The sequence below is a fragment of the Serratia sp. CY47280 genome (assembly GCF_052168655.1).
In the GTDB taxonomy this organism is placed as follows: domain Bacteria; phylum Pseudomonadota; class Gammaproteobacteria; order Enterobacterales; family Enterobacteriaceae; genus Serratia; species Serratia bockelmannii.
This window is the reverse complement of the sequence record NZ_JBJNMG010000002.1, coordinates 946977-969623: the sequence shown is the minus strand read 5'-3', so window position 1 is coordinate 969623 and position 22647 is coordinate 946977. Positions and strand designations below refer to the sequence as shown.

25 protein-coding genes and 1 tRNA gene are annotated in these 22647 nt (G+C 57.4%); 11 read left to right on the top strand and 15 right to left on the bottom strand.

The features are described 5' to 3' along the window. Positions 1-4: 4 nt before the first annotated feature. On the bottom strand, positions 5-928 hold the full coding sequence (locus ACJ8J4_RS14100) for a DMT family transporter (protein ID WP_142590566.1): 924 nt from the start codon (positions 926-928) through the stop codon (positions 5-7). A 67-nt stretch (positions 929-995) separates the two neighbouring features. Here ACJ8J4_RS14100 and ACJ8J4_RS14095 point away from each other — a divergent pair, with 67 nt between their 5' ends. Both ACJ8J4_RS14095 and ACJ8J4_RS14090 read left to right on the top strand, forming a co-directional pair. Beyond that, positions 996-1571 (top strand): helix-turn-helix domain-containing protein, encoded by a 576-nt coding sequence (locus ACJ8J4_RS14095; RefSeq protein ID WP_043141833.1) that lies wholly within the window; start codon positions 996-998, stop codon positions 1569-1571. 117 nt (positions 1572-1688) lie between these two features. Beyond that, positions 1689-2162: a helix-turn-helix domain-containing protein gene (locus ACJ8J4_RS14090; protein ID WP_025302332.1), complete on the top strand. Its 474-nt coding sequence runs from the start codon at positions 1689-1691 to the stop codon at positions 2160-2162. On the opposite strand, the gene ACJ8J4_RS14085 is transcribed toward ACJ8J4_RS14090, so the two are convergent. Then, a complete protein-coding gene (locus tag ACJ8J4_RS14085) occupies positions 2146-3069 on the bottom strand; it encodes a LysR family transcriptional regulator (RefSeq protein ID WP_043141837.1) in 924 nt (307 codons plus the stop codon). The genes ACJ8J4_RS14090 and ACJ8J4_RS14085 overlap by 17 nt on opposite strands. A gap of 68 nt (positions 3070-3137) precedes the next feature. On the opposite strand from ACJ8J4_RS14085, the gene ACJ8J4_RS14080 reads away from it, so the two are divergent. The 4 genes from ACJ8J4_RS14080 (at position 3138) to ACJ8J4_RS14065 (ending at position 5976) form a co-directional block, all read left to right on the top strand. Beyond that, positions 3138-3755, top strand: a complete 618-nt coding sequence (locus ACJ8J4_RS14080; protein WP_264383909.1) for a LysE family translocator — start codon at positions 3138-3140, stop codon at positions 3753-3755. Positions 3756-3833: 78 nt separating this feature from the next. After that, positions 3834-4433, top strand: a complete 600-nt coding sequence (gene wrbA, locus ACJ8J4_RS14075) for an NAD(P)H:quinone oxidoreductase (protein ID WP_025302329.1) — start codon at positions 3834-3836, stop codon at positions 4431-4433. Positions 4434-4669: 236 nt separating this feature from the next. Beyond that, on the top strand, positions 4670-4984 hold the full coding sequence (locus ACJ8J4_RS14070; RefSeq protein ID WP_016928271.1) for a hypothetical protein: 315 nt from the start codon (positions 4670-4672) through the stop codon (positions 4982-4984). 191 nt (positions 4985-5175) lie between these two features. Further along, positions 5176-5976, top strand: coding sequence for a DNA/RNA non-specific endonuclease (locus ACJ8J4_RS14065; protein WP_015377376.1), 801 nt, complete (start codon positions 5176-5178; stop codon positions 5974-5976). Positions 5977-6025: 49 nt separating this feature from the next. On the opposite strand, the gene ACJ8J4_RS14060 is transcribed toward ACJ8J4_RS14065, so the two are convergent. From ACJ8J4_RS14060 to ACJ8J4_RS14050, 3 genes are read right to left on the bottom strand one after another with little or no spacing between them, the layout of a single operon-like run. Further along, complete coding sequence (locus tag ACJ8J4_RS14060) at positions 6026-9106, bottom strand: MexW/MexI family multidrug efflux RND transporter permease subunit (RefSeq protein WP_049295354.1); 3081 nt, start codon at positions 9104-9106, stop codon at positions 6026-6028. A gap of 10 nt (positions 9107-9116) precedes the next feature. Continuing rightward, complete coding sequence (locus ACJ8J4_RS14055) at positions 9117-10202, bottom strand: efflux RND transporter periplasmic adaptor subunit (protein WP_060432840.1); 1086 nt, start codon at positions 10200-10202, stop codon at positions 9117-9119. Next, complete coding sequence (locus ACJ8J4_RS14050) at positions 10199-10627, bottom strand: DoxX family protein (RefSeq protein ID WP_033633411.1); 429 nt, start codon at positions 10625-10627, stop codon at positions 10199-10201. The genes ACJ8J4_RS14055 and ACJ8J4_RS14050 overlap by 4 nt, the downstream gene beginning before the upstream one ends. Before the next feature lie 144 nt (positions 10628-10771). Between ACJ8J4_RS14050 and soxR the strand changes: the two genes are divergently transcribed. Next, complete coding sequence (gene soxR / locus ACJ8J4_RS14045) at positions 10772-11245, top strand: redox-sensitive transcriptional activator SoxR (RefSeq protein ID WP_264383907.1); 474 nt, start codon at positions 10772-10774, stop codon at positions 11243-11245. Positions 11246-11292: 47 nt separating this feature from the next. Here soxR and ACJ8J4_RS14040 read toward each other — a convergent pair whose 3' ends face one another. The 8 genes from ACJ8J4_RS14040 to ACJ8J4_RS14005 all read right to left on the bottom strand — a co-directional run bounded on the left by ACJ8J4_RS14040 (position 11293) and on the right by ACJ8J4_RS14005 (position 18830). Further along, positions 11293-11808 carry a response regulator transcription factor gene (locus ACJ8J4_RS14040; RefSeq protein WP_197538605.1) on the bottom strand — a complete coding sequence of 172 codons (516 nt, stop codon included), beginning with the start codon at positions 11806-11808 and terminating at the stop codon, positions 11293-11295. A 91-nt stretch (positions 11809-11899) separates the two neighbouring features. Next, positions 11900-12424, bottom strand: coding sequence for a hypothetical protein (locus ACJ8J4_RS14035; protein WP_049204270.1), 525 nt, complete (start codon positions 12422-12424; stop codon positions 11900-11902). A gap of 136 nt (positions 12425-12560) precedes the next feature. After that, positions 12561-13625, bottom strand: coding sequence for a fimbrial protein (locus ACJ8J4_RS14030; RefSeq protein WP_043143820.1), 1065 nt, complete (start codon positions 13623-13625; stop codon positions 12561-12563). A gap of 14 nt (positions 13626-13639) precedes the next feature. Continuing rightward, positions 13640-16135: a fimbria/pilus outer membrane usher protein gene (locus tag ACJ8J4_RS14025; RefSeq protein WP_197835397.1), complete on the bottom strand. Its 2496-nt coding sequence runs from the start codon at positions 16133-16135 to the stop codon at positions 13640-13642. Between the two features lie 14 nt (positions 16136-16149). After that, positions 16150-16845: a fimbrial biogenesis chaperone gene (locus ACJ8J4_RS14020; protein ID WP_025302321.1), complete on the bottom strand. Its 696-nt coding sequence runs from the start codon at positions 16843-16845 to the stop codon at positions 16150-16152. Positions 16846-16899: 54 nt separating this feature from the next. Further along, positions 16900-17496, bottom strand: coding sequence for a fimbrial protein (locus tag ACJ8J4_RS14015; protein ID WP_369825806.1), 597 nt, complete (start codon positions 17494-17496; stop codon positions 16900-16902). A gap of 817 nt (positions 17497-18313) precedes the next feature. Beyond that, a complete protein-coding gene (locus ACJ8J4_RS14010; RefSeq protein ID WP_025302319.1) occupies positions 18314-18526 on the bottom strand; it encodes a hypothetical protein in 213 nt (70 codons plus the stop codon). Between the two features lie 216 nt (positions 18527-18742). Further along, positions 18743-18830, bottom strand: a tRNA-Ser gene (locus ACJ8J4_RS14005). A gap of 228 nt (positions 18831-19058) precedes the next feature. Here ACJ8J4_RS14005 and yccA point away from each other — a divergent pair. After that, a complete protein-coding gene (gene yccA / locus ACJ8J4_RS14000; RefSeq protein WP_004928091.1) occupies positions 19059-19718 on the top strand; it encodes an FtsH protease modulator YccA in 660 nt (219 codons plus the stop codon). 111 nt (positions 19719-19829) lie between these two features. After that, the gene (gene tusE, locus ACJ8J4_RS13995) at positions 19830-20159 is read left to right on the top strand and encodes a sulfurtransferase TusE (protein WP_004928095.1); all 330 of its coding nucleotides are present in this window, start codon (positions 19830-19832) and stop codon (positions 20157-20159) included. A gap of 34 nt (positions 20160-20193) precedes the next feature. Here tusE and yccX read toward each other — a convergent pair whose 3' ends face one another. Continuing rightward, positions 20194-20472: an acylphosphatase gene (gene yccX / locus ACJ8J4_RS13990; RefSeq protein ID WP_049204268.1), complete on the bottom strand. Its 279-nt coding sequence runs from the start codon at positions 20470-20472 to the stop codon at positions 20194-20196. 93 nt (positions 20473-20565) lie between these two features. On the opposite strand from yccX, the gene rlmI reads away from it, so the two are divergent. Together rlmI and hspQ are read left to right on the top strand one after the other, a co-directional pair. Continuing rightward, complete coding sequence (gene rlmI, locus ACJ8J4_RS13985) at positions 20566-21756, top strand: 23S rRNA (cytosine(1962)-C(5))-methyltransferase RlmI (protein ID WP_025302317.1); 1191 nt, start codon at positions 20566-20568, stop codon at positions 21754-21756. 60 nt (positions 21757-21816) lie between these two features. Continuing rightward, complete coding sequence (hspQ, locus tag ACJ8J4_RS13980; protein WP_004928104.1) at positions 21817-22134, top strand: heat shock protein HspQ; 318 nt, start codon at positions 21817-21819, stop codon at positions 22132-22134. Positions 22135-22194: 60 nt separating this feature from the next. Here hspQ and ACJ8J4_RS13975 read toward each other — a convergent pair whose 3' ends face one another. Then, the gene (locus ACJ8J4_RS13975) at positions 22195-22608 is read right to left on the bottom strand and encodes a CoA-binding protein (RefSeq protein ID WP_049295349.1); all 414 of its coding nucleotides are present in this window, start codon (positions 22606-22608) and stop codon (positions 22195-22197) included. Between the last annotated feature and the right edge of the window lie 39 nt (positions 22609-22647).

The following is a 22647-nucleotide window of genomic DNA, read 5'->3' as shown; positions in this document are numbered from 1 at the left end:
TGCGCTAATCCGCTTCCGTCGCCACCGCTGCTTTCCCCTTGCGCCGTATGCGCAGCTCGCTGACTACCACCCCAATCACGATCAACGCGCCCCCCAACAACGCCACGCCCGGTAAACGTTCACCGGCGAGCCGCCCGACAATGCCCGCCCAGACCGGTTCGCCGGCGTAAATCACCGTGGCCCGCGTCGGCGAAACGCTGCGCTGCGCCCAGTTCATAGTCAGCTGAATCAAGGCGCTGGCCAGCCCCAGCCCAATGGCGCTGTACAGCAGGTAATCCGAATACGGCGGCGGCGACTCGCCGGTCGGCGCCATCATCAAAAAGGAGGCCAGTGAGGCGGTCGCCAGCTGCACAATGGTCACCCGGCGGATATTCACCTTGCCGGCAAAGGCACCGATCAGAATGATCTCTGCCGCCATGCCCAGCGTGCCGGCCAGCGTCAGCATTTCGCCAAGGCTCAGCGTCATGTCCGTGCTGCTCGGTGCCGCCAGCAGCATCAGGCCGGTAAAGGCCAGCAGAATACCGATCCACGACATGATGCCGGGGAACCGCCCCAGTACCAGCCATTGCAATAGCGGCACGATCGGCACGTACATGGCGGTGATGAACGCCGATTGGCTGCTGGTAATCGTCTGCAGACCGACGGTTTGCATGCTGTAGCCGAACATGATCGCCAGCCCGATCAGTACGCCCGCCTTCAGTTCATACAGGGTCAGGTCGCGCAGCACGCGCAGCGAAAACAGCGTCAACGCCAGCGTGGCGGTGGCGAAACGCAGACCGACGAAAAAGAACGGCCCGCTGACTTGCATCGCGTGATGCACCGCCAAAAAGGTGCCGCCCCAGATCATGGTGATGAAAATCAACACCGCTTCCGGCAACCTGATTTGCGGAACCACGGCGGAAATAAAGGATTTTTTTGCTGCTGACACCGGCTTGCCCTTCCTGCTGAGTGCAATATAATGCACAGATCCTGCCAGTATGAGATAAAGTCCGGCGATGAGCAATACGGCGCATAACGCGAAAACCGATCCCCCCAAGGTGCTGCAGTACCTGAGCAGCAATCTGCGCGGCTACCGCCAACAGGCGGGCCTGAGCCAGATGGCGCTGGCCGAACTTTCCGGCGTCAGCCGCCGCATGCTGGCGGGCATCGAGGCCGGCGATCGCAACGTCAGCCTGGCGGTGCTCGACAAGATCGCCGCTGCCCTGAAGATTTCGTTCACCGATCTGATCCAGGCGCCGGAAGCGCGCGGCAACCATCTGGTGGGGGAACTGGCCTGGCAAGGCGCGCAACCGGGCAGCCAGGCGCTGTTCGCCGCCAGCGTGCCGGCGCGCCAACGGGCCGAGCTGTGGGAATGGACGCTGATGCCGGGCGAGCGCTATGACTCTGCGCCGGACGCGGAAGGCTGGAATGAAATGATCTACGTGATTGCCGGTACCCTGACGCTGGAGTTGGAACAAGGCACGCTGACGCTCAGCGCGGGCACCGCACAAACCTTCAACAGCGATCAACGCTACGCCTACGCCAACCACGGCGATCTCCCGCTGCGCTTTATCCGCAACGTCGCCTTCTGACTGCTCGCCAGCCCGCGCCGGCGGCGGGTGTCGTGTCGCTGTCGTGCCGCTGTCGTGGCGCAGCTACCCCGCCCGCCCTACACTGAATGACAGTGACAGCGAACTCAGGAGTGCACCATGCAAAAGTATCGCATCAGGCCATTACGTCTGGAAAAAGGCTGGTCGCAGGAGCAGCTGGCGACCATCGCCGGCCTCAGCACCCGCACCGTACAGCGGATTGAAAACGGCGAACAGGCCAGCCTGGAAACCTTGACCGCGATCGCCGCCGCGCTGGGCGTGCAGGTCAGCAATCTCAACGCACAGCCGCAACAGACGACAATGGGGGAGGAGACGCCTGACGAACAACGTCTTCGTCGCCAGGTCGCGGCAGAAGGCAAACTGCTGAGCATGGCGGTGCGTTTCGCCGTCATCGGTGCGATATTGCTCGCTGTCAACGTCTTTACCCATCCGCACTATCTCTGGTCGCTGTGGGCGATCGGCGGCATGAGCCTCGCGCTGGTCATGCGGGCGGTGCGCACTCTGCTGCTTCGTAACGTCTTCAGCCGCTGGCAGGAACAGCGGCTGGCGCAAAAACTCAGGCGTCTGCCGTGAGCCTCAACCACTCGGCCAGCCGAGCCAGCGCGCTGCCGGGCACGATCGGCTGCGGCGACAGCAGGTAATAGCCGCTGCCGTCGGGCATAAAACCGAACGGCGCGCTCAACAAGCCGGCGGCCAGATCGTCTCGCACTTGCAGCCACGGGCCCATCGCAATGCCAAGACCGGCGACCGCCGCCTGCAGGCTGAAATAGAAATGATCAAAGCGCTGCTCTGGATGCCCCACCAAGGCCATCCCCTGTTGCTGCGCCCAATGCCACCAGGCATCCGGCCGGGTGGCGGCATGCAGCAGCTTCGCGCCGGGCCGCAAACTCAGCAGGCTGCCCTCAGCGATCGTCATCCTTGCCAATGCCCCGGGTTGGCACACCGGCCCAACCTTTTCACTGAACAGCGCCAGGCTATGCACCTCCTTTCCCCAATCGAAGTCATTGCGCCTGATCGCCGCCGTAATGCCGTCATGGAACGAAAACGGCCCGCCACCGGCCACCAGCTGTAAGTTGATGTCCGGATGCGCCTGCTGAAAAGCCGGCAGACGCGGGATCAGCCAACGCATCAATAAGGTCGGTTCACAGGACAAGACCAGCGGCGCGTCGAGCGCCTGCTGACGCAGTTCCAGCGCGGTATGATCCAGAATGCCGAAGGCCTGCTGCGTCGCCTGAAACAGCTTGCGCCCCGCCGCCGTGAGCAGTACCCGCCGATGGCGGCGCTCAAACAACGCCACGCCCAGTTCCTCTTCCAGCGCCCGCACCGCCCGGCTGACGGCGCCATGCGTCAAATTCAGCCCCTGCGCCGCCTGCGTAAAACTTTCCAGCCGCGCAGCGGCCTCGAAGCAGCGCAGCCCGCCCAGTGGCAATGGCCTGCCGGTTTTGCGTGAGTTTTTCTCACCGATATTGTCACTATTCATCGTTTGTCACCGATAAAAATTACTCTTATAAATCAGTCACTCTATTGATAAACATCGCAAGGATTACTATGACTGAACTCATCGCTGTCGTCACCATTACTTTACTCGCCGTGATAAGCCCGGGGCCAGACTTCGCCATGGTCTCGCGCAATAGCCTGCTGCTCTCACGCCGCGCCGGCATCTTGACCGCCTGCGGCATCGGCGCCGGCGTACTGGTCCATGTCAGCTATACGCTGATTGGCGTCGGCGTGTTGATTCAACAATCGCCCTGGTTGTTTAACCTGCTCAAAGGCATCGGCGCCGCTTATCTGATCTATCTCGGCTTTACGCTGCTGCGCAACGCGGCGCATCAGGATGCCACGCCCAGCATCGCGCCGGCCGCCATCAGCGATTTCGGCGCGCTGAAAACCGGCTTTTTCACCAACGCGTTAAACCCGAAAACCACCATTTTCATCGTCAGCCTATTCATGCAGGTCGTCTCTCCGCACACCCCGCTCGGTGTACAAATTGGCTATGGCCTCTTTATTGCCGCCGTCCATGTGTTCTGGTTCGCTGCCGTTGCGTTGCTGTTTTCCGCGCCTGGCGTCAATGCGCGCTTTTTGCGTTTACGCCGCGGCATCGACCGCACCTTTGGCGGGCTGCTGATTGTCTTTGGCGCCCTGTTGGCGATCGCCGGCATCAGGTAACGCCACGACGCCAAGTTCGTCATTCGCTTCTATGCTTATCAGGGGTTTTTGTTAATCATCTGAGCGGGAGTACGAAACATGACGAAACTGTTGGTGCTTTATTACTCAATGTACGGCCACATCGAACGCCTGGCGCAGGCGGTGGCTGAAGGGGCGAACCGTGTCAACGACGTGGACGTGACGATTAAACGCGTGCCGGAAACCATGACGCCGGAGGCCTTCGCCAAAGCCGGGGGCAAGCAACACCAGCAGGCGCCGGTCGCCAGCCCGCAAGAACTGGCGGACTATGACGGCATTATCTTCGGCACGCCAACCCGCTTCGGCAATATGGCCGGGCAAATGCGCACCTTCCTCGATCAAACCGGCGGGCTGTGGGCTTCCGGCGCGCTGTACGGCAAGGTAGGCAGCGTCTTCTCCTCCACCGGCACCGGCGGCGGCCAGGAACACACCATCAGTTCGACCTGGACCACGCTGGCGCACCACGGTTTCATCATCGTACCGATCGGCTATGCGACGCAGGAGCTGTTTGACGTTTCGCAGGTGCGAGGCGGCACTCCATATGGCGCCACCACCATCGCCGGCGCCGACGGTTCGCGGCAGCCGAGTAACGAAGAGCTGACCATTGCCCGCTACCAGGGCGAACACGTGGCTAAAATCACCGCCAAGCTGAAAAGTTAAGCACCCTCCAGCCCCCGTGATCCAAAGGGCCGCGCATTCGCACGGCCCCATCTTGTTGCCAACCCGCCGCAAGGTTAGAATGCCCCTCCCCCGGCCATTCAGCGTCTGAAGGCCAGGCCCGAATTCGTTCTGCCCGTCGCTCATCCGCTTTCAGCCCGAGGACGGGCGTTCTGTTTTTTGCGCACAGCGAAGGGAATAAGTCAGTGTCTAAAGATTTTGATGAACTAATAAGAGACATGGATCTTATTATTGAAAATGTAGACAGCTTCAAGGCTCTGGCTCCGCGCGCGCCCGAGCCGGCTCCGGCCCCGCCGCCGCCGGTTCATCACTACGACTCGTTCTGCGAAAACATCGCGCTAAAAGTGGTCTTGAAGGTGCTGCTGTCTTCGGTGGACAAGATAGTCAAAGTACAGATCGCCAACAAGGTCGAGCAGGAAATCGCGCAGATCGAACAGCAGGTGGTGCGCGCCGGCGGCGGCCCGGTATCACCGGACGATCTGGCGCAGATGACGCATTACGTTCGCCGCACGGTCAACGACCTGCTGGAGTAATCCTCCCCCCTTTGGAACGGCGTCTGTTGGACGCCGTTTTCATTTCTGCCGCATTTCACGTGCGGCTTGGCTGTACCATGACTGACACATTCGCAACATGAATATGTTGCATTGTTGTATTCGTTTCACTGCGATAAGTTTATTTTACTGTAAATATATACAGTACTTTTTAACTTATTGAGGATATGAATATGCGCTTTAACAACAAGATGTTGGCCCTGGCCGCCCTGCTGTTCGCCGCTCAGGCGTCGGCCGACACGCTCGAATCCATCGACAACTGCGCGGTCGGCTGCCCGACTGGTGGCAGCAGCAACGTGTCTATCGTGCGTCATGCTTATACGTTGAACAACAACAGCACCACCAAGTTCGCCAACTGGGTGGCCTATCACATCACCAAAGACACACCGGCCAGCGGCAAGACGCGCAACTGGAAAACCGATCCGGCGCTCAACCCGGCGGACACGTTAGCGCCCGCCGATTACACCGGCGCCAATGCGGCGCTGAAGGTCGATCGCGGTCATCAGGCGCCGCTGGCTTCGCTGGCGGGCGTTTCCGACTGGGAATCGCTGAACTACCTGTCCAACATCACGCCGCAAAAGTCCGATCTTAACCAGGGCGCCTGGGCGCGGCTGGAAGATCAGGAACGCAAGCTGATCGATCGCGCCGATATCTCCTCGGTCTATACCGTGACCGGGCCGCTGTATGAACGCGATATGGGCAAACTGCCGGGCACCCAGAAAGCGCATACCATCCCCAGCGCCTACTGGAAGGTGATTTTCATCAACAACAGCCCGGCGGTGAACCACTATGCCGCCTTCCTGTTCGATCAGAACACGCCGAAGGGCGCCGATTTCTGCCAGTTCCGCGTGACGGTGGACGAGATCGAGAAGCGTACTGGCCTGATCATCTGGGCCGGTCTGCCGGACGACGTGCAGGCTTCGCTGAAGAGCAAGCCCGGCGTCCTGCCGGAGTTGATGGGCTGCAAAAACTGACGAAAAAACCCGCCGAGGCGGGTTTATTTTTCATACGGGCGCCGGCGGTTTATTCCGTCAGCGCCTTTTGCGCGGCGGCCAACTCACGCTGCCGGGGCGACGCCACCGCATGATCGCGCGCCAACAGCGTGTACACCGTCGGCAGCACGAACAGGGTAAACAGCGTGCCCACCAGCATGCCGGAGACGATCACCAGCCCCAGCCCGAAGCGGCTGGCGGCACCGGCACCGCTGGCGAACAGCAGCGGGATCAAACCGAACACCATCGCCCCGGTGGTCATCAGCACCGGCCGCAGGCGAATTTGCGCCGCCTGCAAAATCGCGTCGCGCCGCGTCAGCCCCTGATGCATCTGCAGTTCGTTGGCGAACTCCACCATCAAAATACCGTGCTTGCTAATCAGCCCGATCAGGGTCACCAGCCCGACCTGGGTATAGATATTCATCGTGGCGTAACCCAACGCCAGCGGCAGCAAGGCGCCGCAGATCGACAGCGGCACGGTGATGAGGATGATCAGCGGATCTTTCAGGCTCTCGTACTGCGCCGCCAGTACCAGGTAAATGATCACCAACGCCGCCAGGAACGCGAACGCCAGCGCGCTGCCTTCCTGGGTATATTGGCGCGAATCCCCTTGCCAGTCATGGCTAAAGTCGGCCGGCAACGCATTCGCCTGCCGTTCGAGGAAGGCCACCGCTTCGCCCATCGAAACGCCGGGGGCGGGAATGGCCTGCAGGGTGGCGGCGTTCTGCTGGTTAAACTGAGTCAGCTTGTTCGGTTCGACCTTAACGGCCACCGATACTACGGTGGAGAGCGGCACCAGCGTATTGTCCTGGGTGCGGACGTACTGCCGCGCCAGCGCCTGCGGCGTCAGCCGCTGTTCGCGCAGGCTTTGCGGGATGACGTCATAGGCGCGCCCGTCCATGCCGAAGCGATTGAGGTAGTTCTCCCCCACCAGCACCGCCAGCGATTCGCCGATGTCGCTCATGCGGATCCCCAGACTGTTGGCCTTGGCGCGGTCGATATGCACCTCCGCCAGCGGGTTGTTGTAGTCCAGATCGCTGTCCACCACCATAAACAGGCCGCTGTTTCTGGCGTTCTGCTTCACCTCTTCCAGGGTGCGGTACAGCTGCGGGTAGTCCTGCGGCGTACGCAGTACCATCTGCACCGGCAGCCCTCCAGTGGAACCCGGCAAGGCGGGCAGTTGGAAGGCGAAAATGCTGGTGCCTTCGACATCGTTCACCGCCCGTTGCAGATCGGCCTGCACCACCGACGCCGAGCGCTGGCGCGCCTGCCACAGCGTCAGGTTGATGCCGCCAATGCCGGACGCCGTGCCGTCGCTGCCGTTGATGATCCAGCGGCTTTCGGTTTCCGGCATGCGGTTGTAGACCTCATCCAGCTTGTAGGCGAAGCGTTCGACATAGTTCAGGTTGGCGTGCTGCGGCGCCTTGATGGCGGTCAGTACGATGGCCTGATCCTCGGTCGGCGCCAGCTCGCGCTGCGGCATCAGGTACAACAGCGGCAGGCTGATCATCACCAACAGCGCCAGCGTCCCAGTCAACCAACGGTGGTGCAGCGAGAAGTCCAGCGCGCGCGCATAACGCCGCGTCAGGCCGCCGAAGAACCACTCGGCGGCGTGCGCCACGCGCCCTTCGCTCTGTTTGGCCGGCAGCAGGAGCGAGCTCATCACCGGCGACAGCGTCAGCGCCACCACGCCGGACACCACCACCGCCCCGGCCAGCGTCAGCGCGAACTCGCGAAACAGCGCGCCGGTCAGCCCGCCCATCAGGCCGATCGGCGCATAGACCGCCGCCAGCGTCAGCGTCATGGCGATCACCGGCCCCGCCACCTCGCGTGCGCCGATCATCGCCGCCGCCAGCGGCGTTTTCCCCTCTTCGATATGGCGATGTACGTTCTCCACCACCACAATGGCGTCGTCCACCACCAAACCGATCGCCAGAACCATCGCCAGCAGCGTCAGCAAATTGACGCTGAAGCCGAAGGCCAGCATCAGCCCTGCAGCGCCAAGGATCGACAGCGGAATGGTCACCACCGGGATCAACACGGTGCGCAGCGACCCCAGACACAGATAGATCACCGCCACCACGATCGCCAGCGCTTCGAGCAGGGTATGCACCACTTCATCGATCGAGGCCTGAATAAAGCGCGCGGTCTCGAACGCCAGCGCCATCTTCACGCCCGGCGGCTGCATCTTGTCGATCGCCGGCATCAGGTGACGAATGCCGTCGACGATCACCAGCGGGTTGCCGGTCGGCGTAGGGAAGACGCCGAGGAACACCGCTGGTTCGCCATCCATCAGGGCACTGGTTTCGGTGGCCGCGGCGCCTAGCTCCACGGTGCCAACGTCTTTCAAGCGCACCAGGCCGTTGCCGTCGTTGCGCACCACCAGATTGCGGAACTCTTCCACGCTGGTGAGATCGGTATTCACCCGCACGTTGGCAACCACGTACTGCCCTTTTACCTTGCCCGGCGCCGCCTGGTAGTTGTTGCGCCGCACCGCGTCGGCCACGTCGGCGGCAGTCAGGCCGCGGCCAGCCAGCCGATCGCTGTCCAGCCACAGGCGCATCGCCATTTTTTGCCCGCCAAACACTTCCACCTTGGCGACGCCGTCGATGGTGGTGAACATCGGCTCCACCACCCGCGTCAGGTATTCGCTCAGCGCCGGCGTGGACAGCGTTTTGCTGGAAAAACCGACATAGGCCACGGCAGTAGCTTCACCGGCGGAGCGCTCAATCACCGGATCGTAAGCCTGCTCCGGCAGCTTGTAGCGCACCTGGTTGACCTTGGCCATCACTTCGGTCAGCGCCTGGGTGGAATCGCGGTTCAGCGCCATGCGCACCGTCACCACGCTGCGCCCCTGCACCGACGAGGAAGAAAGGTAGTCAACGCCCTCGACGGACGACACCGCCTGGGCGATCGGCTGCGTGACAAAGCCCTGCATCAGCTCGGACGACGCGCCGGGATAGTCGGTGCTGATGGTAATGGTGGAGTTTTCCAGCAACGGGTATTGGCGGATCGGCAGTTTGCTGAGCGCCAGCGCGCCGAACAGCAGGATCAGGGTGCTGACCACCAGCGCCAGCACCGGCCGGCGCACGAACAGATCGGTAAATGTCATCGGTCTCTCCTCAGGAACCGGCCGGGGCGGCGTTCAGGGTATCCTGCGCCACCGGCTCGGCCGCCATGCCGTCGCTCAGCTTGAGCTGGCCCGAAGTCACCACCCGATCGCCTTCCTGCAGGCCGCTGACTATCTCGACGCGCCCGTCGTTGCGCTCCCCCACGGTGACCGAGGCGCGCTTGACCGTCATGCCCTTTTCACCCTGCTGCGCCAGAAACACGGTATCGCCGTACGCCGTATAGGTCAGCGCCGTTTCCGGCACCGTCAGCACCGCCACGCGTTGCCGCTGCGTGACGCGAATGCCCGCGTACATGCCCGCCTTCAGCAATCCCTCACTGTTGCTCAACGTCGCCTGTACCTGCACGGTGCGGGATTTGCCGATCATCGGGTCGATAGCGGTAATGGCGGCGGGGAAAGCGCGATCGGGATACGCCCCAACCTGCACCGACACCGCCTGCCCCAACGCCAGCCCGGCGCTGCTTTGTTCGTCCAGCGAGAAATTGACGCGCAGCGTATCGGCGTCCACCAGGTTCGCCACCGCCTCGGCGGCGTTGAGGTATTGCCCTTCATGCACGCGGCGAATGCCGATGGTGCCGGAGAACGGCGCTCGGACCGCCTTTTGCGCAATTTTGGCCTGCGTTTCCTGCACCGCACCGAACGCCATATCCCGCTCGGCCAGCGCATCGTCCAGCTGTTGCCGCGCGGTAGCGTTGAGGTTCATCAGCTTGCGCATGCGCGCCAGCAGGAGATCGGCATTGCGCAATTGCGCCTGCAGGCGCACCAGCTCAGCCTGTTCAACCGCATCGTTAAGCTGCACCAGCAGTTGCCCCTGCCGCACCGTTTGGCCGGATTCGAACAGAATGCGCGTGATGCGGCCGCTGGTCTCTGCCGCCACTTCCACCTGGCTGGCCGCCTCCAGCTCGCCCACGCCGGCATAGCTGCGTGCCGCCTGCTCACGCAGGGCGGGCGCCAGCGCCACTTTAACCGGCGGATAGGCCGGCGCGCCTTCGCTTTGTCGCGCGGTGGAACGCATCGCAACGGCGGCGACGGCGAGTGCCGCCAGCAGCGCGGCAATAATGAGGTATCGTTTCATCATGCAGCCTCACGCGTGTTGGCCAGCCGTTGACGCAAACGGCTGGCGATGGCCGTCACCCACAGCCCGCCGATCACCGTGATGTGTTCCAGCGCGAAGTAGAGGGAGATCTGCATGTTGGGAGCGGACATATTCCAGAAGGTGTGTACGATCGCGATAGTCAGGATCAGGAACGCCGACAGCATGCCGGCGCCCAGCCACACCCAGCGGTTCAGCAAGATCAATACCGAACCTGTCAGCAGCACCGACGCCGACGCCAGGTTGAACAGCCAGGCCGGATGCAAACCGGCGGCGCGCATCTCCGCCAGGCTCCCTTCGATGTCGAACAGCTTGGCGAGCCCCGACGAGATGAAAATCACCATCAAGCACAGACGTGCGAGCAGCCAAAGCCAATAACTGTCCAGAGCGGTGTTGATAAAGCGTTGCATAACGGTTTCTTCCTGATTTTACAGCCGAGCCATCCTTCTCCCCGATAAGACGGGGGCAGGTCTTGAGAGATGCCGGTTGCCAAGCCCGGCAGGCTGAACTATAAAACCTCAGGTTAACTTGAGGTCAAGTTGAGGAAAGATAAAATGGCAAGAAATGAACCGATTGACGCCAATCGGCTATTGACCGTCGGGGAAGTGGTGAAACGCAGCGGCGTGGCGGTATCCGCACTGCACTTCTACGAGAGTAAAGGGTTGATTCAGGCGACGCGCAACGCCGGCAATCAGCGGCGTTATCCGTCGGTGGTATTACGCTATATCGCGGTGATCAAGATCGCGCAGCGCGCGGGCCTTCCGCTGGAAGAAATCCGCGCCGCACTAAGCCGCTTCCCCATCGGCAGCAAGCTGACCTCAGAACAATGGGGAGTGCTGTCCTCCGCCTGGCGCAAAACGCTGGATGAGCGTATTCAACGGCTAACGGTGCTGCGCGACCATCTCGACAGCTGCATCGGCTGCGGCTGCCTGTCGCTCACCGACTGCCCGCTGCGCAACCCGAACGATATATTGGGCCGGCAAGGGGCCGGCGCGCATATTTTCGAACGCCCGGCCGATCATGGGTGAGCAGACGCTCTCCCTGCGGGCCAACGCACCCGCCTGTGGAATAGCGATTACACTCGCTCATCCGCTGCCAAAATGAACTGATGAAAACGTTGAATCTCCAGCTTACGCATGGCGTTCATTTTATGCTGGCTGACGGTTTTCTCGGAAATACCCAACGCCTTAGCGACGCCGGTATTCGGTTTTCCCGCCAGCAGCATGGCCAACACCGAAAGCTCGCGCGGCGACAGGCTCTGCCCTTTGCAGCTCGCGGTGAACATTTTTATCGCCTCAACGAACGTCGTAAGACCGATGTTTTTTTTCAGACAGTTAAAATTCGCCAGGCGCGGCGTTTCCACGCCGGTTAAGACGATCGTATTGTCAGGCCTGTCGATAATATGCGATAAGAAATTCATAACCCGACAGATAGACGAGAAAGAGACGATGACCACTTCTGCATGACAAGACATGGCATGTAATCCACGACGTGCAGATGAATGCAGACCAATAACTTCAACGCCCTCCAACGACTTCAAGATCTGCGATATGCCATAGAATAAATAGTAATCATCAGAAAATATAGCCACTCGCACAGGATCACCCCATTGCTATTTGTCATGGGCGCGTTTTTAACAACGCCCCCATGGCAGTCATGCCAATTAACTTTATTGGTTCGACTTACTTAAGTGAAGAACATAATGAGATCAGCAATGCAGACAGCGATGAAAGATATTTTTCATCCAAATTCATAATGCCATCTTCACTGTATTTTACGTTATTATCTAGAATTTCATGAATACTCTCGACGGCGCATACGGCATCCTTCCAAACTACACGCCGCCCGAAAGGCGAAGCGCCGAGATATTGCGCGCTTTGGCGAAAAGCAACGATAAAATCGCGCAGTATATCGAGCACAATCAATACTTCCTCCCTGCTGACACACCGCTTCATTTGCACTTTATCCAAGAAAACGCTGAGCGTGCTTTGTAAGGAAAACAGGCTCTTGAACAACCCGCCGGCGATATCCTTCGGTGTTTTCACGCTGGTTGATATGACAAAAGGGAGCTCTCCATGCTGTGAAATATATTGATAAAGCCCATTTATCGCCGTCGTCGGCTTAATATCCAAACCGCGAAGAATGACGTCAACCTCATCTTTTAGCGATTTTTCCACTTTGACACCGATCTGGATTTGTTCCGTCATACAATTCATCCTCAACATAGAGATCCGGATTAAACACCAATATTATTCAAGTAAATAATATTCGCCACCAATTACCATGTTAAGATTTTTCTTATATGTGGCAACCTGTTTTTTATTATTAAAAATAACAAAAGAATCATTTATATATAATGTTAAGCGTGGCCGATGTATTAATTCCTCCACTGCTCATTGTGGTGGGGCTGTAAGGATAATAATAGGCCGCCATACCGATGGAAAATTGCGCATCCAAGGCATTGCCGGTTCCCACATGAAATAATGAAGTCGCCGCACCTGGTGCCACGCTGGAAAGCGACAGCGTGACGGGATTATTAGGCGAAGCCGTCTTGACCAGCCGGATGCCAATGCCTTTTGCCGCCTCAGGGCTTTTATCTATCAAAACCGTATTATCTGAAGCCAACAGATTATTGCTGGATAAAAACATATTGATATCCCGATCGGCCGTGCCGCCGCTTTGCCGATTCTGACAGCTGAAATTCAGTGTAAAGGGCGTCAGGCCATTTTGCGCCCCCTGAGTAATCTGCGATATCCCCAACGTCGGCAACTTCACTGCCAGGCCGGCATTGTCGAAAGTGCAGGTCGTCATCTTGGGCGCATACTTGATGGTCATCGGCTGTCCGTACATGTCGCGCTGATCGTAAGGCCAATTGAAGCCGTTGAGCAGCCAGGTCAAGATCTTCACCAACTGCTTGGCGGGCCACAAAATGATCTCCAGCAAAGACATCCCGCTCAGATCGGTCACGAACATCACGTCCTTAAGGCTAACCGTGTCGCCGGGTATCGATGTGCCCGTCTTGCTGACCAGACTGAAACGGATATTCATCGGCTGATTCAATTCCGAAGCGGAGTGCGATCCCCAACCGCTAAGCTTTTTGTTGGCGATGTCGTTGGTTATTTCCGCGCGTATCCAATATTTACCGCTGTTGAATCCCAGAATGGTCGCCTTCGTGCTGTCGGTTGACAGGATACGCGTATAGCCGAATTCGCTGCTCGAGGTTGAACAGCTAAATGAACCGCTGTATTGCGTATAAAAACTGCCTTCCCAGACCGGTGTCTTATCGCTGAGCTTATCCGACAAATCGACGTAGATCGGCGGCGCATATTGGATGCCATTGCCGTAGCATGAAGCGTAACTGTAACCGCTGAACAATAGGGACAGCGTCAGTGCGAGTATCCTGAGCATGGTGTAATTATCCTTTATCGACATGTGTTGGCTGCGCTGTCCATCGATATTTTCGGGCGTTCAATCTTGCAGACACCGTCATTCAGCCTGACTTCCAGCGACGTTGGCTGCTGTTCAACCCGTAGATACAGGACGCTGGCCTGCCCGACGAAGCCAATGGCATTCCCACTTTGATCCGCCACCTCCGCACCAAATGGCAGGGGTTTATTGCCGCGCTTAAAGGCGCGCAGCGTATAAGGCCGACGCTGATCGGTTTCAAATCTCAAATAGTTGACGGCGCCAGCATAGGGCACACTGTTGGCGATATTGCCGACGATCTCGGCGCCGGAGCTGTTGCCGGTATCCGACAATGTCACGGAGTTTTGCCGGTAAGGCGTGGCGTAAGGCACCAAAGCCAGCCCTTCGTCGTTAGTGACGATGCTCTCGTCGCCGTTCACCATCAGCCCTTTGGCCTTGGGCGCGTCCACCACCATCATGGTGTTGCCCATTTCGTTGGACGCTAGCAAATGCCAAGGGATCGCCACCAGGCTGCCGCGGGCGCTCATGCCCAATTGTCGATAGTCTGATGATTCACTGTAGGAGCCGCCGACGGTCGTTGCGTTGGCGCGATAGGCGGCATTCCCGCTCGCCATGCTGTTGCCGCCGCTTTGATTGCTGCCGGCAAGCGCATAACTCAGACGGTTTGATTCCAGCGCATTGCCGCTCAGGCTCAGCGAGCTTTGCTGATAGTGCGAATCGGTGGCGGATAAGCTGGTGCTGAGATAGGCATTGTTGTCGAACATCGACAGCGGCACGCTCAGAGAGAGATAAAACCGCGTCTCTTCTTTGCGATCGGAATTTCTCACGCGACTCGCGGAAATGTTGTAACTGACGCGCGAGAAGGCGTTTGAATACCCGAGCTGGTATTCCCGGCTTTTATTCGTATCCGACCAATAATCGCGTTGGGTGCCGGAGAAATAGAGCGTGCCCCACCCGTCTGCGAGCCTCTGGTTCAGGTTCAAATTGAAGGTATTGCGTGGACGAGCGGCGCGAACGGCGTCCCAGGTATTCAAATCCAACGGGGCAAGCTCATCGTCATCCCGATCGTTCCAATAATCGTGAAAACGCTTGTCACGCTCGCGGTAACCTTGATGGGTGTAGATGGCATCGTTAAAGCTGTAATAACCTTTGGTCGAATAACGGTATGCCGCCAGCGTGAAGTTTGTTGCGGTAGCGTCCAAAAACTTGCTGTAGGCGATCCGAAAACTTTGCCCATTTTCATTGCGATCCTGCAAATGCGTCGAGGCCTGAGTCACATCGACGGATACCGCGCCGAACGGCAGATTCCAGCCACTGCCCAGCAGCCAGGCGCGATAGTCCTCGCTGAGGATCGTACCGACGTAACCGGTGACCAGGTTATTGAAGCCATACTGCAGCGTGCCCTGCGCGAAAGCGGGCGCATAGTCGGTATCCGCCTGATTGACCTTACCGGCCACCAGGCCGTATTTGCTGACCCCCTGCTTCAACATGTTGGGAACGGCGGAAAACGGTACGGTAAAGGATTGTTCCCGCCCGTCGGCTTCCTTGACCACGACCAACAGATCCCCCGCAGAGCCGGTCGGCAATATGTTATCCAGCGTAAAGGAGCCCGGCGGCACGTTCTCCTGATAGATGAGGTTGCCGTTTTGCAATACTTTCACCAGGGCATTGCTCTGCGCCACGCCCCGCACTATCGGCGAAAAACCCTGCTGCGAATTGGGCCGCATGTTGATATCCGAGGCTAAAGCGCCGCCCCGCACCCGAATCGAGTCGAACAAGTCCCCCGGCGAATAGAAATCGCCCATCGTCAGGTTCGATTTGATGGCGGCGAAGCCACGCTGCACATAGCGAGTATTATTTTGCCAATCGCTGCCCTGTCGCGAACTGCTGCGGAAATTGCTGCTGTCTCTGAATTGCCAACCCGCCAGATTGATCCCCGATTCCAAACCGGTATAGAAATCGTCGTTTGACGCCTTGTCGCCCTGCAACGACTGCACGTGGTAATAGGTGGCGTTATAGGCCAGCAGCAGCGCAGGCACGCCGCGATCCCAAAATTTGGCGTCAACATAGCCGGCCTCTGCGCGAATCACTCGCGACTGAGGCACCGTCAGCTTAAGGCTCAACGTCCCCACGTCGAAGTCGGCCCTTCCTCCTTGCACCAACGTTTGGACGGGGATCGGTTCCTTGTCCCCCCCGATGGACAAACTACTCATATCGATGCCCAACAGGGCGGCGTCACGATGGGCGATGCGAATATCGCCTTTATGTTCGCCGAACTGCAACGAGAACCGCCCTTTCCAACTCTGGTTGACATACACGTCGACCGTTTGCGTGCCTGCCGGCATGTCATTATTGAGGTAAAAACGCGACAGGTCGGATTCGCTGGACGCGCCGGCCAATAGAGAAGTGTCGAATTTCATCGCCGAGGCTTTATTTAACGGTATGAATACAGATGCGGTCAGTATCGAAAGCAATTTTAGTTTAAGCTTCATGGCCGTTCTTCACGTTAGCGGGCTGTAATGGCTTTAGATTTATAAGCCCCCAGGTCGTCGATATAGAGCAGGGTGTAGGGAATGTTCCGGCTCACACCAACTTTGGTCGGAACAAAGAGGCTGGAATATGGCCCGACCATCACTGAGTCAATCAACAGATTCTTTTTGCCTTTCTGATCAACATTGGCCAACGTAAAAAAGTAAGGACCTTTGTTGATAACCTTAAATCCCTTCCCTGCCGCCTGGAGTTCAATGAAGTCGGTGATGTTATTTGCGCTGCCGGTTAACCCTGCCGGGCGATAAAATAGCTTGATGCGCGATTTGATGGCTAATTGCAGCGTATTGACCCCTTGCAAATTTTCCGGCGTAGGCGGGATATCCAGCACATTCAAATAAAATACCGACTCACGACCGCCGGGGAGCGCCGCGCCCATTTTTTGTATGCGTAATTGCTGGCCATTATTTCCGGCAACTTTTACAACCGGCGGGGATAACAAGAACGGCACGTTTGCCGTTTCAGGCGTCGAGTTGATATCACCATCATCAATCCATGCCTGCACCAGTGCCGGATCGTCACCATTGTTGACTAACTGAACGATAACATCCTTGTTTTTTTCCGGATAAATAACGCGCGTTCCATTAATTACAATATTGGCATCGGCGCAAAAGCTGCTGAGAAACAATCCAGCAAAGATTAAGCACTGTTTCATAGTCACCCCAGATGCCAGGCCTTTGCCTTGGGCACAGGCCTGGCTTAATTGCAATTACAGGTAAGAAATGGTGTACGTCACGTTGGAACTCAATTCCCCCACTTTTGCTTCCAACGCATTGGTCTTGTAGTAATAGGCATCCAGCGTCAGCGTTTCGGCATCTGGCGCCGTTTTATCGCCTTTGATCTTGGTGACATAAGGCACGTTCAACGGAATCGGCGTGGATGAACCCGGCTCGGCCAGAGAAAAACCGACGTTTTTCGCTACGGCGGCGTCGCTTTCATTCACGGAGCTGTTCAGCAGATATTTTCCGTCGGTAGAGATATTATTCGCCGAAGAGAAATAGATCTTCAGCGGCGTACCGGCCGTTCCCGCCGCCGGCGTGCAGCCGGAGAACGTCAGCGAGAAAGATTTCTTGTTTTTGGTGATGGGGCCGACAACGGTGCCCGCATCCGTCACGGAAATCGGGCTGAGCGCAACGGTAAAATCGGCGCTTTTCCCGCCATTGATGGTACAAGTGGTATCCGTAACGGCACCGCTAAACGAAATAACGCCACCGGCGGAATTATCTGCCGCCGTTGCGCCCACAGATGTTAACGCGGCAGCCAATACCGCCAAAGAGATGCCTTGCTTAATCATAATAAACCCCATTACTTTCTTCGCTGAGAGAGCATATATAAAATGACCTACACCATTAAACCGTTTAGAGGCTAACGAAGCTTAGGCAATAGCAGAGTATTGACAGCATCCTGCCATCTAAAAGTTTATATGTGGCGGTATATATTTATATATATCCAAGTGTATTCTAAAAGATATCCGGCAATGGGAAAAATCTCATTCACCGCCAGATGCAGAACATATTAATTCCAAAGACAAAAAAAATGCAACATCGAATCAAATAATTTTCATGACCATAAAAAAACGAATCGCGCAATGAGCGGAAAGATACGCGCCTTAAAAGAGTGAGTACGACAGGATACTTGCTGCGCAGGTTAAATAAATGTCGCCGTTTCCTCATAAAGCGCTTGTGGCATAAAAACAAAAAACCATTGAAATAAAAAGAAAAAAACACATAAAGAAAAATCTTAGATTCCTTCCCCCCTTCTCCTCCCACGTAAAGTTTAGTTTTCCTCTACCTTAAAAATTTTCCGACCCACCGCTATAGGAGCAGCCCGAAAATGCGACACTCTTTGCATATCAATATCCAGATACACAAAAAACAGCGCCCACACTTTTCTTCGTTCAGTCGATAAGGCTGAATTCTTTCAGAGAAAAATATACCCTCCCATATAAATATAAATCCCACTTTTAAAGTAGATTTTAAAATATACCGAAAGGTAATTCATTTAAATAAATCGCCGTAAGGGTAAAGCAAGATAGGGGAAAAGGGCTGCATCTCAAGTAACGGCAGGAATAAAAAACCCGAGCGCCACAGGCTCGGGTTTATAGCAAAACACACATTTGACGATCAGAGCGGCTTTTCAGTCCGTACAATGCCGTGATTCTTCATCACTTCTTCCATCGTAAGGCTATCGTCATACGGCGTCTCATCCACCACGACGTCTTGCGGACGCACATAAGGTTTGGTCGCACGTTTGAACATCCACCACCACACGAATACCAGGAAAGCGCCGGACTTCAGAAAGATCATGGTCCATAAGGCGACTTGATACCAGTTCATCTCTGTCTCCATAGAGCATTAAGCGAAAATAGATAAGGCGGCGTTGATTATCGCGCCGGTCACGCCTGACACGAGCAGCCGACCTTGATAAACGCATAATCTCACCGATGCGTGGCCCTTATCAATAGCCGATCGCGTTTCCTGGAAAGGCTTGCCGTTTTCTCCGCACGCAAAAGCAAAAAACCCCGTGCTCAGAGAGCACGGGGTCAGAATGTATGGCGGAGGAGCAGAGATTCGAACTCTGGAACGGTTTCCCGTCGACGGTTTTCAAGACCGTTGCCTTCAGCCACTCGGCCACCCCTCCGCAACGACGCGCACTATAAACAGACCTTATTCGCTTGTAAAGCCCGGGCGCGTTCAACCGCGCGAAAAATCAGCGAAGGCGCGGCAAACGGCGAACAAACACGCGTCCGCATCCCCGCTGTTGCCGTAATGATAACTAAGGGTAAAGATTGGTAAACAAACTTTAATCAACCGCTTGCGCTGCCTATTATCGGGATTATTTTGTTATGGCTTGATAAGAGAGAGCATTATGGACCGCATTGTCGTCTCATCTTCTTCGCGCGACTCGCTGCTCAGCACGCATAAAGTCCTGCGCAACACCTATTTCCTGTTATCCCTGACCCTGGCCTTCTCAGCCCTGACCGCCACCGCCAGCACGATGCTGGGGCTGCCGGCGCCGGGCTTGCTGCTGATGCTGGTTGGCTTCTACGGCCTGATGTTCCTGACCCATAAACTGGCCAACAGCCCAGCGGGCATCTTGGCGGCGTTCGCGCTGACCGGTTTCATGGGATATGCCCTCGGCCCAATCCTCAGCTCGTTCCTGAACGCCGGCGCGGGCGACCTGATCATGCTGGCACTGGGCGGCACCGCAGCGGTGTTCTTCTGCTGCTCGGCGTATGTGCTGACCACCCGTAAAGACATGTCGTTCCTGTCTGGCATGATGATGGCCGGTTTTGTGGTGCTGCTGGTGGCGGTGATCGCCAACCTGTTCCTGCAGATCCCTGCCCTGCACCTGGCTATCAGCGCGCTGTTCATCCTGTTCTCCGCCGGCGCGATCCTGTGGGAAACCAGCAACATCATTCACGGCGGCGAGACCAATTACATTCGCGCCACCGTTAGCCTGTACGTGTCGCTCTACAACATGTTCATCAGCCTGTTGAGCATTCTGGGCTTCGCCCGCAGCAACTGATCGCGTGTTACACCTGCCTTCCAGGCCCCGCTCCGGCGGGGCTTTGTTTTTTGCGGCTGAAAAAATTTGCTAAACTGGCGGCCGTTCCGAATTATCCGTTATCGAGGCAGTATGTTGGAGTTTGAAGGTCAGGTTATTGACACTGACGCGCAGGGCTATCTGAAAAACAGCGCCGACTGGCATGAAGGCCTGGCGCCGCTGCTGGCCGCGCAGGAAGAGATCGTGCTCACCGAAGCACACTGGGAAGTGGTGCGCTTCGTGCGCGACTTCTATCAGGAATTTAATACCTCACCGGCTATTCGCATGCTGGTCAAAGCGATGGCACAGAAATACGGCGAAGAAAAAGGCAACAGCCGCTATCTGTATCGCCTGTTCCCGAAAGGACCGGCCAAACAAGCCACCAAGATCGCCGGGTTGCCCAAACCGGTAAAATGCATCTGACCGCACCGCCCGCAGCGCCGCTGCAGGCGAGCGTTTAATAGCGAATGCCGAACCCATCGTAGTCAGCCACGCCGTGTGGCTCCACCAGCACGCGTTCGACGCGCGCGCTGCGCGGGCCGCCCTGTTTCAACCACTCCACCAGCCTATCCACCTGCGCCTGAGTGCCGCAGGCCACCACCTGGACACTGCCGTCATCAAGGTTGCACGCATAGCCGGCCACCCCCAACGCCTCGGCCTGCCGCTGAGTGGAATAGCGAAACCCCACCCCCTGCACCACGCCATACACATACGCAGCAATGCAAACTTGTGTCATAATCGCCCCCTTAATTAAGTTTTCGTTATGGCATTGCCGTGCCTTTGCACCGCCGTGTCACTCTTTCTATCCTAGCTGGCAGCATTATTAATTATGACCGTACGCCTGTTTCTCGCCAAAGGACGTGAAAAGTCCTTACTCCGCCGTCACCCTTGGGTGTTCTCCGGTGCCGTTCAACGCGTTGAGGGCAAAGCCCACTCCGGTGAAACCATCGATATTCTCGACAGCCAGGGCAAATGGCTGGCTCGCGGCGCCTATTCGCCCGAGTCGCAGATCCGCGCACGCGTCTGGACTTTCCAGCAGGATGAAGAGATTAACATCGATTTCTTTATTCGCCGCCTGCAGCAAGCGCAAAGCTGGCGCGATTGGGTCGCACAGCGCGACGGTCTGGACGGATACCGTCTGATCGCCGGCGAATCCGACGGCCTGCCGGGCATCACTATCGATCGCTTCCAGAATTTCCTGGTGCTGCAGCTGCTGTCCGCCGGTGCCGAATACCAGCGCCCGGCCCTGCTTTCCGCCCTGCAGCATTGCTACCCGGAATGTTCGATTTACGATCGCTCCGACGTTGCGGTGCGCAAAAAAGAAGGCCTGCCGCTGGCGCAGGGCCCGGTGCTGGGCGATCTGCCGCCGGAACTGCTGCCTATCACCGAGCACGGCATGAAGCTGCTGGTGGACATTCAGCAAGGGCACAAGACCGGTTTCTACCTCGACCAGCGCGACAGTCGCCTGGCGGCGCGGAACTACTCTGCCGGCCGCCGGGTGCTGAACTGCTTCTCCTACACCGGCGCCTTCGCCGTTTCCGCTCTGATGGGCGGCTGCGCACAGGTGATCAGCGTGGATACCTCGCAGGCAGCGCTGGACATCGCCAAACAGAACGTCGAGCTCAACAAGCTCGATCTGAACAAGGCGGAGTTCGTTCGTGATGACGTGTTCCAACTGCTGCGCAACTACCGCGCTCAAGGCGAAAAATTCGATCTGATCATCATGGATCCGCCTAAATTCGTCGAGAACAAGAATCAGCTGGCCAGCGCCTGCCGCGGTTACAAGGACATCAACATGCTGGCGCTGCAGTTGCTGAATCCAGGCGGCATTCTGCTCAGCTTCTCCTGCTCCGGCCTGATGCCGACCGACCTGTTCCAGAAAATTTTGGCCGATGCCGCTGTAGATGCCGGACGTGATGTACAATTTATAGAACAGTTCCGCCAGGCTGCCGATCACCCGGTGATCGCCACGTATCCTGAGGGGCTGTATCTGAAAGGCTTCGCTTGTCGGGTGATGTAACTTGAAATGCGCTGCCTTGCCCCCATATATGAGCAAGGCATTGTTTCTCAGGAGGTCATCATGATTGCCAGCAAATTCGGTATCGGACAACAGGTTAGGCATAAACTGCTGGGGTATTTGGGCGTCGTGATCGATATCGACCCGGAATACTCTTTAGAACAACCCAAAGCTGACGAGATAGCGGCGAACGACGAACTGCGTTCCGCCCCTTGGTACCACGTGGTGATGGAAGACGAGGAAGGCCAACCGGTGCATACCTATCTGGCGGAAGCGCAGCTGGATGGTGAGCCCCAGGAAGCGCACCCCGAGCAACCATCGCTGGATGAACTGGCGGAATCCATCCGTCACCAGTTACAGGCGCCACGTTTGCGCAATTGACCGCGCCAAGACCTGAGAAACCCCGAGAGGGCCCGGCATCGCGCCAGGCCCTTTTTTTATTTAGCGCTCCAGCCCTAAACGCGGGATTTCGATTTTCGGGCAGCGATCCATCACCACGCGCAGCCCGGCCTGTTGCGCCAGCTCCGCCGCCTGATCGTTAATCACGCCGATCTGCAGCCACAGCGCCTTGGCGCCGATCGCTATCGCCTCTTGCGCCACGCCGTAAGCCGCCTCCGAATTGCGAAACACATCAACCATATCCACCGGCTGTGGGATAGCGGCCAGCGTAGCGTAAACCGGCTGCCCCAGCAGCGTCTGCCCCGCCAGTTTTGGGCTGACCGGGATCACTTGATACCCTTGCGCCAACAGATACGCCATCACCCCATAGCTGGGCCGCGACGGGTTATCGCTGGCGCCCACCAGCGCGATGGTTTTCACCTGCTGCAACAGCTCAACAATCTCTTGATCTTGCATCTTCAACTCCCGTTTATCACTGCGTCACTTTCCATTTCG

Bases quoted from the DNA above. Each gene is read 5' to 3' on its own strand.
- ACJ8J4_RS14095 (WP_043141833.1), top strand. From the start codon at position 996: ATGAGCAATACGGCGCATAACGCGAAAACCGATCCCCCCAAGGTGCTG.
- ACJ8J4_RS14090 (WP_025302332.1), top strand. From the start codon at position 1,689: ATGCAAAAGTATCGCATCAGGCCATTACGTCTGGAAAAAGGCTGGTCG.
- ACJ8J4_RS14085 (WP_043141837.1), bottom strand. From the start codon at position 3,069: ATGAATAGTGACAATATCGGTGAGAAAAACTCACGCAAAACCGGCAGG.
- ACJ8J4_RS14080 (WP_264383909.1), top strand. From the start codon at position 3,138: ATGACTGAACTCATCGCTGTCGTCACCATTACTTTACTCGCCGTGATA.
- wrbA (WP_025302329.1), top strand. From the start codon at position 3,834: ATGACGAAACTGTTGGTGCTTTATTACTCAATGTACGGCCACATCGAA.
- ACJ8J4_RS14070 (WP_016928271.1), top strand. From the start codon at position 4,670: ATGGATCTTATTATTGAAAATGTAGACAGCTTCAAGGCTCTGGCTCCG.
- ACJ8J4_RS14065 (WP_015377376.1), top strand. From the start codon at position 5,176: ATGCGCTTTAACAACAAGATGTTGGCCCTGGCCGCCCTGCTGTTCGCC.
- ACJ8J4_RS14060 (WP_049295354.1), bottom strand. From the start codon at position 9,106: ATGACATTTACCGATCTGTTCGTGCGCCGGCCGGTGCTGGCGCTGGTG.
- ACJ8J4_RS14055 (WP_060432840.1), bottom strand. From the start codon at position 10,202: ATGATGAAACGATACCTCATTATTGCCGCGCTGCTGGCGGCACTCGCC.
- ACJ8J4_RS14050 (WP_033633411.1), bottom strand. From the start codon at position 10,627: ATGCAACGCTTTATCAACACCGCTCTGGACAGTTATTGGCTTTGGCTG.
- soxR (WP_264383907.1), top strand. From the start codon at position 10,772: ATGGCAAGAAATGAACCGATTGACGCCAATCGGCTATTGACCGTCGGG.
- ACJ8J4_RS14035 (WP_049204270.1), bottom strand. From the start codon at position 12,424: ATGACGGAACAAATCCAGATCGGTGTCAAAGTGGAAAAATCGCTAAAA.
- ACJ8J4_RS14030 (WP_043143820.1), bottom strand. From the start codon at position 13,625: ATGCTCAGGATACTCGCACTGACGCTGTCCCTATTGTTCAGCGGTTAC.
- ACJ8J4_RS14025 (WP_197835397.1), bottom strand. From the start codon at position 16,135: ATGAAGCTTAAACTAAAATTGCTTTCGATACTGACCGCATCTGTATTC.
- ACJ8J4_RS14020 (WP_025302321.1), bottom strand. From the start codon at position 16,845: ATGAAACAGTGCTTAATCTTTGCTGGATTGTTTCTCAGCAGCTTTTGC.
- ACJ8J4_RS14015 (WP_369825806.1), bottom strand. From the start codon at position 17,496: ATGGGGTTTATTATGATTAAGCAAGGCATCTCTTTGGCGGTATTGGCT.
- ACJ8J4_RS14010 (WP_025302319.1), bottom strand. From the start codon at position 18,526: ATGAACTGGTATCAAGTCGCCTTATGGACCATGATCTTTCTGAAGTCC.
- yccA (WP_004928091.1), top strand. From the start codon at position 19,059: ATGGACCGCATTGTCGTCTCATCTTCTTCGCGCGACTCGCTGCTCAGC.
- tusE (WP_004928095.1), top strand. From the start codon at position 19,830: ATGTTGGAGTTTGAAGGTCAGGTTATTGACACTGACGCGCAGGGCTAT.
- yccX (WP_049204268.1), bottom strand. From the start codon at position 20,472: ATGACACAAGTTTGCATTGCTGCGTATGTGTATGGCGTGGTGCAGGGG.
- rlmI (WP_025302317.1), top strand. From the start codon at position 20,566: ATGACCGTACGCCTGTTTCTCGCCAAAGGACGTGAAAAGTCCTTACTC.
- hspQ (WP_004928104.1), top strand. From the start codon at position 21,817: ATGATTGCCAGCAAATTCGGTATCGGACAACAGGTTAGGCATAAACTG.
- ACJ8J4_RS13975 (WP_049295349.1), bottom strand. From the start codon at position 22,608: ATGCAAGATCAAGAGATTGTTGAGCTGTTGCAGCAGGTGAAAACCATC.